The organism is Paenibacillus suaedae (assembly GCF_032337355.1).
Classification (GTDB): Bacteria; Bacillota; Bacilli; order Paenibacillales; family Paenibacillaceae; genus Paenibacillus_B; species Paenibacillus_B suaedae.
The window spans coordinates 733,665-748,286 of record NZ_JAVYAA010000001.1 but is presented as its reverse complement, the minus strand read 5'-3'; the positions used below and the strand labels follow the sequence as shown (position 1 = coordinate 748,286).

Below are 14,622 nucleotides of genomic sequence, written 5' to 3'. Positions count from 1 at the left end.
TGAGCATACTCCTTTCATCCTGTCTGGAAGTTGTCGTTCTCTATGTATTATGAACCCAACATTAGGGAAATATGTAACCGGAAATCTGGACGAAAGGAGATGTCGCGTGGATCTACAATTTGGGTCGCTTCCATGGAAAAGTACGCTGCCATCTAGGCATGTGCATCCCCCATTATCTGAATCCATTCGCTGCGACGTGCTAGTAGTCGGATCAGGCATTAGTGGTGCACTTTGCGCCTATGAGCTGTGCAAGCGCGGATTCGATGTCGTTGTGCTGGAAAAGAGGCATGTCGGGGGCGGCAGTACAAGCTCCAATACAGGATTGCTTCAATACATGAATGATCGTTCATTGACCTCATGCATCGGATTATTTGGTGAGCGAAGGGGACTTCGTTTCTATACATTGTGCAAGCAGGCAGCAGAACGTCTGCTTACGATCGCTTCCGAGCTCGATAAGGATTCTGAGATGTTCCCTCGCAGCAGCCTCTATTATGCCAGCAGCGAAGAAGACGTAAGAAGTCTGCGAGTCGAATACGATACCTTGCATCGCTATGGCTTCCATACAGAATGGTGGGACAGCGAACAAATTCGTCATCGGTTTGGATTCGATAAGCCGGCGGCGATTGTTACTCATGGTGATGCTGAGGTGAATCCATACCGGTTCACACATGCACTATTACATACTGCGAAAAACAAATATAAACTGCGAGTATTCGAGCATACCAAGGGCACCCAAGTGAGGCACGAGGGTGGTTTCATTCAGATACAAACGGATGGCGGATTTGTAGCAACAGCCAAGCATGCCGTATTCGCACTCGGGTATGAAACGAATGAAATGAAGTCGAATCCAAACACAAGAATTACTAGCTCCTTCGCGATTAAAACGCAAACTATCCCTAATCTGCTTGATGTATGGCATGAACGCTTCCTCATTTGGGAGACAAGGCGTCCTTATTTATATTTGCGTACCTCGACAGATAATCGGATCTTGGCGGGCGGATTTGATGAAGGAGATATAAGTACTGAAGAGCGGAATAAGCTGCTCCCAAGCAAAACCGCACAGCTTATCAAGGAAGTGGAGGCCCTATTCCCACAGTTGGCTCCGCTCATAGCTGAAAATGCTTGGGCGGGCGCATTCGGTGTCACGCAGGATGGATATCCCTATTTTGGCGAGGCTCCTCACCGTCCAGGATGCTTCTTCATTGAGGCCTTTGGCGGAAATGGCACTGTATACAGCACCATTGCGTCTCAAATTGTTGGAGATTTAATTGAATTCGGCTTCCATCCGGATGCTGAACTGTTCAGCTACACGAGGAGATAACGGTGAACCCGGACGTTTAGTTAAACCTATACGTTCTATTCGTAAAAAGACAGGAATATAAAAGGCCCTGATGACTCATCCGAGCAGCAGGGCCTTTCTTATTTTCCTATTCGCTGATTCGATACTAACGTCCGGATACTTACTGCACTGATAATAGGAAGAGCCCCCAAAACAGCCAAGAAAGCAACGACAACCGGCTCTGTCGTTCTCCATTGCACAACTAGCAAATACGCTGCAACCCCTGCCATTCGCCCGATCAACAAACCAAATTCGCGCAGAACCGTCAGCTCCACGCGTTGGGCTGCTGAACGCTCATCTACCCCCATAATGTCGAAAGTAGCGGTTGTCATCGGGATCACAAACAGTGGCGAGAATAGCGAGGTGATAATCCCGAAAAGAAGCAGACTTCCATAGTCAACACCGAAAAATAGAGGAATGACTGCAAGCGCCATTGCAATCGTCCCGATGAACAAGCCCGGTGCCCGGAAGGAAGGACGCATAATCCTGCCTATCACATAGAAGCTGCCTAATGCTACAGCAGATGTGATTAGGGTGTAATTGCCCAGCTTCATCTCATTGGTCGTTGCAATGTAGACCACAAGTCCGATCAGGAAGGTAAAGACCCCATCCTTGGCGCCTTGTGCAGCAAGCGCTGGCAAAGCATGCCGCCAAGGACTGCCCGCCTTCTTCCATGCGGTAAATGGCAATGCCCAATTATAGTGACCCTCAGGGGGACGCTTGTGCAGCCAAAAGCTGAATACGATTGCCCCAATAAACACGCAAAATGATACGGTAAAGATGATGCGGTAGCCCGTTCCATCGCCAAGCTTGGTGATCAAATATCCGGATGCCCACGGCGCGGCCATCCCGCAGCATGAGCCGATAAGCCCAACCCAGCCATTAAATAAATCACGATTGTCCGGATCAGTCACTTCGAAATACACCACATTAAAGGCGAGCCAAAAGGCACCGAACGCAGCACCCAATATAAATCCGAGCAGCCATATGTAATCGACCGCACCTTTACCAAGCCAGAGTACTACTGCATAAAATGCCCCCGCCAATCCAATGCCGAGCCGCAGGCAATTCATTTTGTTACCTTCCTTCACCCATTTGCCTGCACAGTAGAAGGTCAACCCGCTGGATATTTGCTGACTGAAGGCAAACCAGCCAATCAAGCTGTAATCTGATGCAGCCTTCCATAGAAAAACATTGACGAATGCTCCCGAAAGAGCATTCGCCAACGAAAAGAGACCAAAAACGATCAACAGCAATAGCGATTGAGCGTCAAGACGCGCTGTCACGAAGGGAACCCCTCCCTGCTTAATCGGGCATATAGCCCTCTTCGTTACAGCTTATAAGTTGCCCTAAAGCAGCCGTCTTATGATAATTTATTCAGACTGCGCACGGCGGACGACTTCCATAAGTGGCTCGCGGTGCGGCTCAGCCAGTACTTTGGATACTTGGAAGCAAGAAGTGCATACATATACATCCAAGCGGAATGGCGCTGTTACAACCGGCGCCTTCAAGGCTTCCGATACATGTGGCTCGAAGTGATTGGAACCTATCGTCTCTGTGCCAGCTAGTAACATATATTCTCTGCACTGAGGACATTCTGGCACTTCGGATTGCCCATGAAGCACCTTATCCACGCCTTCTTGGTACTGCAATGAACTCTCATCGCCGAACAAGGCAGCATCTTCTGTCCAGCCGAAGTTGGACCAGCCCTTCTCCTCGGATTCTTCCTCATGATCATGATCATCATGCTGCTTATCAGGATCGTGCTCAATATCCACATTCAATGTCCGATAAGCATTCAGCTCATTGTGGCAATGCGGACACTCTTCTTCTGGACCTAGCACCTCATCCCACACAATTTCCGTATCACACCAAGGACAAATCTGACTCATGTCCGTTCAACCTGCCTTTCTTATCAGAAGGCTCTGCAAGTCGATTACAGAGCACATTCTCCCCTATCTAATGTCAATTCATAATGATCTGCACTTGTTCGTGCTGGTATCTCTATTATAGAGCTTCCATTACAGATTCGCCCAATACACGATTCCAATAATAATAAATATCGCTGCCAATGCAAACAGTGTTCCCCATAAATACTTCATGCAAGACCTCCGCTGCCATAGTAACGAACCTGCTGTTCCTACGTAAAGCTACTTAATGCTAGCTCCGATAATGTAGGACATGGATACGGAGATAACCATAGACAGCAAACCAACTGCACGGTTATCCTTCTGAATTTCATCGTCCAATTTGAAATAGGGCATCAGAAATCCAAACAAAAAATATGCCATTAATAGCAGTACATATCCTAGTGCTGCCCATGTCAATGACGCATACAACGTATCCCGTGCTTCGATCCCGAAGCGGAATATGTTGCAAATTCCGAAGATTTTGCCAGAGGTAGCCATCGCGACACTAATATTGCCTTTGCGGATCTCCTCCCAGCATCTGTATCTTGTCACTAATTCAAAGATGGACAAGAACACGACAAGCGCCAGTACGGTTACAGAAAAGTAAGCACACATGGATACGTATGGGTTACTAAGCCATTGCTCAATAAATCGTTCCACATTCATCCTCCCCGGTTCGTTCGCTGTTACGAAAGTTCAGCAACCGTAATCCCTGTACCGCCTTCACCGTAGTTGCCGAGACGGAACGTCTTCACATGTCTGTGTCTTCGCAAGAACTCCTGAATTCCCGTTCTCAGAATCCCAGTCCCTTTGCCGTGAATGATATATACTTGACCCAAGTTCGCGAGCAGAGCTTCATCAAGGAAGCGATCGACCTCAATAATTGCCTCTTCTAAATTCGCTCCACGCAAGTCAAGCTCGGAACGTACATTGTCTGCTCGTGTTCGCTTCACATTTGTGCCTGTCTTCACGGACTTACTGCTCTGCTTCGAAGCGGATGAAGTGACAAGCTCCAAATCATCCATTCGAACCTTCATCTTCATAATACCCAGCTGAACAACAGCTTCGTTGCCCGCCAGTTCAACCACGCTGCCCTTCTGATTCAAGCTGTATACCATAACGTCATCCCCAGCTTCAATCTTGCGTGCTTGCTTCTTCACAGTCTTCGACTTGGAGGCTAGTTTGCTAGCCGGAGCAGCTTCATCGAGCTTCTTGCGAGCCTCGGTCAACAAATGCTCCTTCACACTCACGCCTTCCTGAGCGAGCAGCTTCAGTTCTGTAATGATATCATCTGCTTCATAACGCGCCTTCCGAACAATTTCACGCGCTTCCTCAGAAGCACGCTCAATTCGCTTGTCCCGCTCCGCCTGAAGCTTCGCTTCTTCTTCAACAATCGAAGCACGAAGGAGCTCTGTTTCCTTGCGAATCTTCTCTGCTTCCACACGCTCTGCTTCTGCGCGAAGACGGTTCTCCTCGAGCGATGCGATCATCGTCTCGATACGCATGTCTTCTTCTGTTACTTCGCCACGAGCGTGCTCAATGATTGAAGTCGGAAGGCCAAGACGTTCTGCAATCGCAAATGCGTTGCTTCGGCCAGGAACACCAACAAGAAGTCTATACGTTGGGCGCAATGTCTGCACGTCAAATTCCATGCTTGCATTAATGACGCCCTTGCGTTCATATGCATATGCCTTCAGTTCACTATAGTGCGTCGTCGCAACGAGTCTGCAGCCAAGACGATGAATATGCTCCAGAATCGCGATCGCGAGTGCAGATCCTTCTGCAGGATCCGTTCCTGCCCCAAGCTCATCTAACAGCACGAGGCTCTTCGGAGTCATTTCTCCCAATATGCGAATAATGTTCGTCAGATGGCTGGAGAACGTACTCAAACTCTGTTCAATGCTCTGCTCATCGCCGATATCAGCATAAATGGCATCGTATACACATAGTTGGCTGCCATCCTGAGCCGGTATGAACAAACCAGACATGGACATGAGACTTAGCAGTCCCATCGTTTTCAAGGATACCGTCTTACCGCCTGTGTTCGGACCGGTAACGATAATAGTCGTATAATCATTGCCAAGCTCCACATCGATCGGCACCACTTGTTCCCGATCAATAAGCGGATGGCGGCCCTTAATGAGCTTCATATACCCGCGATCATTCATGCGCGGCAGCGTTGCCTTCATCTCATGCGCTAGACGAGCCTTCGCGAAGATGAAGTCCAACTGTTCCATGCAATCCGTATCGCTTAATAGCAGATCAACTTGCAAGCCAACGTGCTCGGTCAAGCGGGACAAAATACGCTCAATCTCACGCTCTTCCTTGAGCTTAATTTCCCGCAGCTTATTATTAAGTGTCACAATCGCCTCAGGCTCAATGAAGAGCGTTGCCCCTGAACTGGATTGATCATGAACAATCCCGCCGTAATGGCCGCGGTACTCTGCCTTCACCGGGATTACGTATCGATCATTGCGAATTGTGATCAGCTGCTCCTGCAGCATCTTGGACGCGCTGGATGAACGAATCATGGACTCCAGCTTCTCACGGATGCGTGTCTCCCCGATGCGCAGTTCACGACGTGCCGTTGCCAGTTCAGCACTTGCCTGATCCAGCACCTCACCCTGCTCATCGATGCAGCGTCTAATCTCTTCTTCCAATTCTTTCTGCCAGCTCAGCGAATCCGCCAGCGCCATCAGAAGCGGTACAGGATTATCTTCATGTACACTCTCAATATGACGTCTCACGCGACGACCTGCGAAGATAAGCGCTGAAATATCCCACAATTCATTGGCACTCAGCATTGCATTAATACGTGCACGCTTCACGGCAGGACGTATATCGGTAACACCGGAGAATGGAGCTCCACCCTTCAACCGATCTATCGTCATCGCCTCATCCGTCGCCTGTAGGCGTCGTTTCACTTCCTCTAGATCCGTGCTTGGCAGCAGAGACAAGGAAGCATGTTCCCCTAACGGGGTAGCCGCATGTCGCGCGAGCGATTGCAGTATTTTATGGTAATCCATTGTTTTTAAAATTTTCGAGTCCAAAACAAGTCACGACTCCTCTCGCTGTTCATTATAGCGGTATACCGAAATAATGGCTATCCAATGTCTGAACATGCCACTCATGAATATCGCGGATAAGGTTACAATAATTGTTGCACAAACCTATACCCTTCAAACGAGTAAGGAGGAAAAGTCCATGAGTTTTCTCGGTCATGTGGTTCGATTCATTGTGGCAGCCATCGTATTGATGGTTACGGGCTGGATTGTGCCGATGTTCACCGTAGGCGGTTTCTGGAGTGCCTTAATCCTCGCCTTAGTCATAGCCTTATTCGGCTGGATTGTCGAAGGCATATTTGGAAAACGAGTTACGCCGTTCGGACGCGGGATCGTCGGCTTCATCGCCAGTGCGGTTGTCATCTACATCGCCCAGTTCTTTGTTGGCGGTGTATCCGTCACTGTACTCGGCGCTATTCTTGCAGCGCTTGTCATTGGATTGATCGACTTGTTCATTCCAGTCGCAACGCCGTTCGAAGCTGGCCACGAGTCCAGATAACGGCGTGATCATCATCCAGGGCTGCTGTGCTCATTTCCATGAGTGAGCCCCTTGTATAGCTTCCTTCTCTTCGCTCCATATAAGTAATGGAAAAAGGATAAAATTTCCGTTACACTATATGGACGAGGAGAGGAGGAAATACGAATGTTGACTCGGGGTAGCCTAAGGTCGCTCATCTCATCCCTATTGCTCGCAGCGGTCATAGTATCCGGATGCGGGGGACAATCTGGACAAAAGCAAGATGACGATGTAAAAACAGACAAAGAGCTTATCATCAAGGCCACGAATTTCAAATTCGATCAGTCTGAATACCGTGTCAAATCCGGTGAACCCATCCGCATCGTATTAGATGCCGTCGGCAATCACGGGGTTGCTATTAAGGCATTGAATTTGTCCCTTGATCCAACTCATCCGAAGCAAGTTATCACTCCAGAACAACCCGGTACATATGACATGTCATGCACAATTCTGTGCGGTCCGGGACACAATGAAATGACAGCCAAATTTATTGTCGAAAAATGAGCGGCCGCCGTTGATCCCTGCCTATTGCTGGGAGGACGGCGGTCTGCTCATTCATGTATATGATGATTCATGCATGCCACGCATTTATCAGTGATTCCATTACAGCCACTGAGCCCATTTTACAGCTTCAACCATAACATCTGGCATCCACTTCCCCGTTCTATCTACCCATATCGAAGCATCAACCCAGTCGCGAAATACACCAGCCGGCCATGCCCGCAATAGTACGTAAATCATACACCACAAAAAGACAAATTGCACCAATCCGAGAACTGCCCCTATTACCCGATCTACGGTTCGTACCGGCGGTACATCCGTGAATTTCTTCAAGGCGAACCGGATTAGCCAGAGGCCTGCCAGTATAAAAGTGAACAGAAGCAAAAAGGCCACCACAGCGTGTACGGTATCCATAAATGTTCCCGCTAAGGGCGTACCGCCGCTGGCTTTCGCCCCTGATCCGCTGCTAACTGTTGTTGTAAATACTCTCTTCCTTACCCATGGTACAAAATCTGCATAAAACCGAGCCGCGACGATAAAGGCGACAATATAGCCAAAGAGGGAGAGTGCGATAGACTTGAATCCCCGCACTGCTCCCAGAACAATACATGCGATTGCTGCTCCCACTATGGCATAATCCAAGCCGTTCCATGACGCGAATACCGCCGCGATTTCCATCCATACGTTATTAATAAACTTCCCTATATCTTGCATCATTTATTTGCTATTCCTTTGTTCGCTCCTCATGTATATCTACTCGATCATTTCCAGCCATTCGTTGAATTCACTTTGGAGCTTCGCGTACTCATCCTTGAGCTTCGTGAGCTCATCAGTAAGCTTGGTATATTCATCAGTAAGCTTCGAATAAGCCCCTTGTGTCTCATCCGCTTGTCTGCGTTCTTTCTCCCGCTCCAGTTGGGATAAGCGGAATTGATGGGAGAGAACCTCGAATTGCTCCTGAATAACCTCCATCTCAGCATGAGACCGAACCTGCTCTTCTGTATGCTTCTTCGCTTCCTCAACTTCAGCCTTCAATCTCTCGAGCTGTTGCTGCAGCTGCTCACGCTCTTCACTCCACGTAGCCGCTGTCTCTGTCCATTGCTGCTCTTGCTGTACCCATTCTTGCTCACGCTGCTTCAAGAGAGACTTGGCTTCTTCATATTGTTCAAGCTCCGTGATGTATAGCTGCTGTTCTTCCTCCAACTGGTCATAACGGGACTGAACTTCCTCCGCCTGCTGTCTCGCCTCTGCAATAGTGGCAGCAGCTTCATGCTGCGCCTGCTGGATGCTTGTGAAAGCTGCTTGCAGCTCTTCCTTCTCAGATTCAAGCTGACGGCATTTATCTTCATATTCCGCGAGCTGATCGTACAAGGCATCCTGCTCTTGTTCACCCTGTTCTTTCCAAGCATGGCGTTCTGCTTCCCATTGTTCTTGCAGTGCGTTTCGTGCTTGTTCGGCTTCACGCATCCAAGCCGCTCGTTCTTGGTCAAGTCGCTCATTCAGCTGACGCTCGAATTGAGCACGAAGCGCTTCGAGCTCTTCTTCCTTGCTCTGTTCGATCGCTTCAAGCTGCTGCTGCAGCTCAGCAGCCTCAGCCTGCACATGATCTCGCACGCGTATGAGCCGCTCCATCTCCACCTGACGCGCTCGATCAAGCTCCTCTGCGCGTCCCAGATGTCCTTCGAGCTGATGGATGCGCGCATCCTTCTTCTGCACGTTCTGCTCAGCTTCTGCACGCAGAGACTGCTCAAGATCCGTCAGTTCCTTGGCATGTACAGCCGATGCTTCCTCCTGCAGTGCAGTCCAAGCATCCACATCCCCCTCATATTGGGTGCGCAATTCCTGCAATTGCCGTTCATGCTGGACTTGCTGCTCTTCATGCCGCTTCTCATACTGAGCGCGTTCTTCTTGCAGTTGCTTCTCGCGCTGAACACGTTCTTCTTGCAGCTGCTCTTCATACTGGGCAAGCTCATCTTGCAGCTGCTCTACATGTTGAGCACGTTCTGCCTCCAACTGCTGCCCATGCTCAGCACGTTCTGCTTCTAACTGCTCCTCATACTGTGCACGTTCTACTTCCAATTGCTCTTCATACTGAGCACGTTCAGCTTCCAGCCGCTCTTCATGCTTAGCACGTTCTGCTTTCAACTGCTCTTCACGCTGAGCACGCTCCGCTTGCAACTGTTCTTCATACAGAGCGCGTTCTGCCTGCAACTTCTCCTCATGCAGAGATCCCTGCTCTAGCTGCTGCAGCTCGGATTGTGCACGCAGCTCATCCAGCTGCCGCTCATACCGAACAATCAATTCCTGCTGCTGTTGCTCATGCTGAGTAAGCAGTTCTAGCAGCTGCTCCTCATACAGCTCCGTCGCTTGCTTCAGTGCAAGTTCACGCTCTTGCTCAGATTGCTGGAGTTGCTCTTGGTAGACAGCCTCAACCTGTTGAACAGCCTTGCTCCGTTCAGATTCAGCTTGGGCTAACTCCTGCTTCCATTTATCCTCAAGTGCAGCCATCGAAGATTGCTTATCTGCTTCTGCTTGCTCCAACTGCTCCAGATGCTCGATGATCAGTTGATCCAGCTCTTGATCATGTCGAGACTTGGCATCTGCCAGCTCTGTACGCAATTGGGCAATGTCGCTCTCATATTTGGTCTTAGCTTCGTGCAATGCTTTCTGGTTCTGCGCTTGCGCTTCACCTAGCGCAAACTCTTGATTCGCAACCAGTTGAGCGAGTTCTTCTTCATACTTCGTCTTCGCTTCATTTAAGGCCTCTTGATGAAGCACCTGCATGTTGTCCATCGCTTGTTTCTGATCAGCTAGCAGTTGAGCTATGTCGCTCTCACACTTCGCTTTCACATCATTCAATGCCTTCTGATGCAGTGCCTGTGCTTCATTCAGCGCCTGCTTCTGCTCCGCTTGCGACTTCGCCAAAATCGAGCGTTGCTCCGCCTTAACTTGCTCGATCTCCTTCGCATGCTGGTCGGACAGCTCTTTGACTTTGGCAGCATGACGTTCTTCAGCCTGCTTGCGCTGATTGTCCTGGGCAGACTTCATCTGCTCGGCAGCCTGCTCATGCTTCTGCTGCAACTGCTTGGTATTCGCCTCATGCTGCTGCTTGAGCAGCGTCAACTGCTTGTCTCGATCTTGAACGAGCTCTGCTTCTCTCTTCGACAAGCGCGCTTCCCATTCTATAGCCTGAGCTGTCAATTGCCCTTCCCATGCAGCCGTCTGTTCAGCAAGTTGTTCTTCCCATTCTACAGATAACTGCTCAGCCCTCTGTTTCTCAGCAGCGAGCTGCTCTCTCCACTGCTGTTCCTTGGCGTCCAGCTTCTCTGTCCATTCCAGCTCCTGGAGAGCCCGCTCTTCTTCCCAGGTCTGTTCCTTGTTCGCGAGCTTGCTGGACCAGCTCTGCTCTGCTTCATCGAACTGCTTCTGCCAGCTTTGCTCTGTATCACTTAGCTTGCTCTGCCACAATTGTTCGTTCTCCGAATACTTCGTCTGCCACCCTTGCTCGGATTCCGTCAACTGCTCCTGCAAGCTTTGCTCGGATTCCGTTAGACGCTTTTGCCAGCTCTGCTCGGATTCTTGTAGCTGCGCCTCCCAGGTTTGATTCTGCTCATTCAGCTTCGTGCTCCACAGACGCTCTGTTTCCTCCAGCTTCTGCTTAAGGGTGCGGGCATGAAGCTGCTCTGCCTTCTGCTTTTCTTCCAAAACTGCCTTCAATCGTTCTTCTACTTGCTGCAGCTTCTTCTTCTGTTCATTCTCACGAGCTGTCAACGATTGAATCCGTCGCTCTGTCTCCTTCACCTGCTCAGTCAGCTTATGCACACGCTCTTCCGATGCCTTATGCTTATCGGCCAATTGCTGATTCGCTTCCTTCAACTTAGCCGTCTCAGCACGAAGATCAGCCGCTTGCTTCTCGGCCTTCGACTTCTCGTTGCTGAGTTCCTTCTGAAGCTGCTCCAGCTTCTGTGCAGACTCATTGCGCAGCTTCTCTAGTGACTGCTCCGACTCCGTCTGTACCTGAGTAAGCTGTCTCGACAAGCTATGATTCGTCGCTTCTATTTCCTTCAACGATGAGCTTAATTGCAACTGCTCATCCTTCACCTTCTGCACTTGCTCAGCAATATGTACAGCCGACAACACCGCAATTCGCGTTGTATCCAGCCGCGAGTTCGCAGTTGCAATACTCCGCATATGCTCATCGACCATTGCAGCTACGTTGCGCATATAATCCTTGCTTGTTGATCCTACCAATTTATATTGTGTTCCGTATATTTCAACCGCTACACGATGCTTGTTATCCGGACTAGTCATTCTTTGGTCCTCCTTACTTAACGTGCCGCATGCTTGGGCTTGCAGCCTACATGTAGCAACAAATTAATCCATGTTTGCATGTCATACGCAAACTCTATTAGTAATTCGATATATTAGTGCCCTTCTCCTCCTACGCATAGAGGAAAGTCAAGTTTCATTTCATAGAATATTTAGGGGAAAAAGATCTGATATACCCTTCTATTACAGGGTTTCCCTATTATAGGGGTAGTAGTAAAGCAATTGCAAATATAGGTCTTGCAAGAATTCTATCTATCACATTTATTTCCATATATAAGGATGTTCACTTCGTTCCAACCCATAAAAAAAGTTGGGAGCGGAAATATCCGTCCCAACTTCAATGAACTTCTATTATAGAAGCAGTCTCCGTAATAAGAGTGTCTGCTCTGGAGCAACCTTACTTCCGCAGCTCTGCGTTGAAGCTCGTTTCGATTGCCGTCACAACCTTGCCATGCAGCTCTGTAATTTCTTCATCCGTGAATGTATGCTCTGGATGACGGTATACGAGCGAGATCGCGACGCTCTTCTTATCTGCCGCAACATGATCTCCTGTGTATACGTCGAATACATTTACCGATTCAAGAAGCTCGCCTGCCGTTTCTTTAGCAAGAGCAACCACTTGCCCTACTTCTGTACCGCGATCCAATACAACCGCAATATCGCGGTCTACAGCTGGGTAGCGCGGAAGGCTGCGATACTCAATATCGAAGTCTGCTGCATCGATCAACGGCTGCACCAAGAACTCAGCAACATACGTGTCAGCTACATCCTTCGCATGCTGTACCTCAGGGTGCAATTGACCGATGAAGCCGATGTACTGCTCTCCGTTCTCGCCTGTTAAATAAAGCGAAGCGGAACGTCCCGGGTGCAAGCCTTGCGGACGATCTGCTGCATAGCGTACACGTCCATCCAAGCCGAAGTGCGCTACGAGGCTGTCGAGCACCCCTTTCAAATCATAGAAATCAACCGGTTCTGCCTTCACATTCCATTGTGCAGCACTTCGCTTGCCAGTCATCAATAGGGAAGCAACAAGAACCTCTTCAGGTTGTGCTGAAAGCTGCTCTTCCTTCGTCAGATGGAGTGTACCCAGTTCGAAGATGCTTACATCCTCATGCTTGCGGTTGCGATTGTACACCGCTACATCAATAAGACCAGGAACCAGGTTCGTACGGAGCACGCTGCGCTCTTCACTCATTGGCATAGCCAGACGTACAGGTACTGCACCTTCCATGAAGGAAGGGAATACCGAAGTGTCGGCCGGATTCGTAAAGGAATATGTCACAACCTCATTCACACCGTTGTCTGTCAGGACGCGGCGAATCGCACGGCGAATGTGCTGCCCCTTCGTCAGATGGCCTGGCGTTGTTGCTCCTTCAATAGCAGTTACTGGGATGTTGTCATATCCGAAAATACGTGCAACTTCCTCGATCAAGTCTACATCGCGCGTAATGTCGCCACGACGAGTAGGCACGGTGATGTCGAAGATTCCTTCGGATTTCTCAACAAGCTCGAAACCAAGACGGCTCATAATCTTGCAAACTTCTTCAGCTGTCAACGACGTGCCGAGCAGGCGGTTCGTTCTATTTAAAGTCAGTTCGATAACTTTGCGCTCCGTTGATGCAGTTTGTTGTTCCACGATACCTGCATATACTTCGCCGTCCGCAAGCGTGCGAATCAATTCAGCCGCACGGTTCAATGCTGGGATAACCGATTCTGGGTTCACTTCCTTCTCGAAGCGAAGTGATGCTTCCGAACGCAGTCCCAATTGACGGGATGTCTTGCGTACGACACTGCCTGCAAAGTGCGCGGATTCAAGAAGAATGTTCACCGTATCCGAAGATACTTCCGAATTCTCTCCGCCCATAACCCCTGCAAGTGCAACTGGCTTCACGCCGTCTGTAATGAGCAGCATATGCGGCTCCAGCTTGCGTTCTTGGCCGTCAAGATAAACCAGTTCTTCGCCTTCATTCGCAAAGCGAACGTCGATCGTTCCGCCGCCATTCAGCTTATCCGCGTCAAACGCGTGCAGCGGCTGTCCGTATTCCAACATGACGAAGTTCGTTACGTCCACGATGTTGTTAATGGGGCGAACGCCTGCTGCAAGCAAGCGATTTTGCAGCCACAATGGAGATGGCTTAATCGTTACACCAGCGATATAACGCGCTGCATAGTGCGTGCAGCCTTCTGCCGCGCTAATGCTAATCTTCACTTTGCCTGAAGCAGCTTCCGCACTTTCCTTCACTTCCTGCTCAGGCAAGTGTGCAGGACGCTCCAGCAATGCACTCACTTCATGCGCAACGCCTAACATGCTCAGGCAGTCTGAGCGGTTCGGTGTAAGATCCAATTCCAGCACATGATCGTTCAGGCCGAGCACGTCTGCAATCGGAGTTCCGAGTTCTGTCTCTGCTGGCAGTACAAGAATCCCTTCCTGCATTTCCTTCGGAAGCAGCTTGTCATTCATGCCAAGTTCCTTCGCTGAGCAGATCATGCCTTGCGATTCTACGCCGCGCAGCTTCGCACGCTTAATCTTCATGCCGCCTGGCATAACTGCTCCGATCGTTGCGACAGGAACCTTTTGTCCTGCATCTACGTTTTTCGCGCCGCATACGATTTGAAGCTTCTCTTCTGCGCCTACGTCTACTTGGCAGACATTCAGCTTATCCGCATCCGGATGCTTCTCCTTCGATACGACATAGCCCACTACGATGTGGTCAAGTCCTTGATTGCGGTTCTCCACCGAGTCGATCTCGATACCAGCACGCGTCATGCGTTCCGCGATTTCTTCAGCGGATACGCCGGTCAAGTCGATGTATTGCGATAGCCATTGGTAGGATACGTTCATTTCTCGCTCTCTTCCTTTCTTCTTTTAGAGGTAGCTTAAAAATTCTCTTTTGATCACGCAGCATTCCAAGATGTAAATCGGCGTCGAATCTTGCATTTAGCCTCGGACAGCGAATGCTTTCG

General features: G+C 49.6%; 10 protein-coding genes. 3 read left to right on the top strand and 7 right to left on the bottom strand.

Features of this window, described 5'->3' with window-relative positions; genetic code table 11:
* Positions 1–106 precede the first annotated feature (106 nt).
* Positions 107–1,321 (top strand): NAD(P)/FAD-dependent oxidoreductase, encoded by a 1,215-nt coding sequence (locus RQP50_RS03300; protein ID WP_315743227.1) that lies wholly within the window; start codon positions 107–109, stop codon positions 1,319–1,321.
* Between the two features lie 98 nt (positions 1,322–1,419).
* Here the strand turns inward: RQP50_RS03300 and RQP50_RS03295 are convergent, their stop codons facing one another.
* From RQP50_RS03295 to RQP50_RS03280, 4 genes are all read right to left on the bottom strand, one after another.
* Positions 1,420–2,625 (bottom strand): MFS transporter, encoded by a 1,206-nt coding sequence (locus RQP50_RS03295; RefSeq protein ID WP_072727165.1) that lies wholly within the window; start codon positions 2,623–2,625, stop codon positions 1,420–1,422.
* Positions 2,626–2,712: 87 nt separating this feature from the next.
* On the bottom strand, positions 2,713–3,231 hold the full coding sequence (locus RQP50_RS03290; RefSeq protein WP_021254569.1) for a hypothetical protein: 519 nt from the start codon (positions 3,229–3,231) through the stop codon (positions 2,713–2,715).
* A 258-nt stretch (positions 3,232–3,489) separates the two neighbouring features.
* The gene (locus RQP50_RS03285; protein ID WP_021254568.1) at positions 3,490–3,909 is read right to left on the bottom strand and encodes a DUF350 domain-containing protein; all 420 of its coding nucleotides are present in this window, start codon (positions 3,907–3,909) and stop codon (positions 3,490–3,492) included.
* 26 nt (positions 3,910–3,935) lie between these two features.
* A complete protein-coding gene (locus RQP50_RS03280) occupies positions 3,936–6,299 on the bottom strand; it encodes an endonuclease MutS2 (protein WP_315743225.1) in 2,364 nt (787 codons plus the stop codon).
* Between the two features lie 154 nt (positions 6,300–6,453).
* On the opposite strand from RQP50_RS03280, the gene RQP50_RS03275 reads away from it, so the two are divergent.
* Together RQP50_RS03275 and RQP50_RS03270 are read left to right on the top strand one after the other, a co-directional pair.
* On the top strand, positions 6,454–6,810 hold the full coding sequence (locus tag RQP50_RS03275) for a phage holin family protein (protein ID WP_021254566.1): 357 nt from the start codon (positions 6,454–6,456) through the stop codon (positions 6,808–6,810).
* A 144-nt stretch (positions 6,811–6,954) separates the two neighbouring features.
* Complete coding sequence (locus tag RQP50_RS03270; RefSeq protein ID WP_072727167.1) at positions 6,955–7,332, top strand: cupredoxin domain-containing protein; 378 nt, start codon at positions 6,955–6,957, stop codon at positions 7,330–7,332.
* Positions 7,333–7,431: 99 nt separating this feature from the next.
* Here RQP50_RS03270 and RQP50_RS03265 read toward each other — a convergent pair whose 3' ends face one another.
* The 3 genes from RQP50_RS03265 to pheT all read right to left on the bottom strand — a co-directional run bounded on the left by RQP50_RS03265 (position 7,432) and on the right by pheT (position 14,500).
* Positions 7,432–8,046, bottom strand: coding sequence for a CvpA family protein (locus RQP50_RS03265; RefSeq protein WP_315743221.1), 615 nt, complete (start codon positions 8,044–8,046; stop codon positions 7,432–7,434).
* Positions 8,047–8,082: 36 nt separating this feature from the next.
* Positions 8,083–11,640 carry a cell division protein ZapA gene (gene zapA / locus RQP50_RS03260; protein ID WP_315743219.1) on the bottom strand — a complete coding sequence of 1,186 codons (3,558 nt, stop codon included), beginning with the start codon at positions 11,638–11,640 and terminating at the stop codon, positions 8,083–8,085.
* A gap of 415 nt (positions 11,641–12,055) precedes the next feature.
* Positions 12,056–14,500 carry a phenylalanine--tRNA ligase subunit beta gene (gene pheT, locus RQP50_RS03255; protein WP_315743217.1) on the bottom strand — a complete coding sequence of 815 codons (2,445 nt, stop codon included), beginning with the start codon at positions 14,498–14,500 and terminating at the stop codon, positions 12,056–12,058.
* Between the last annotated feature and the right edge of the window lie 122 nt (positions 14,501–14,622).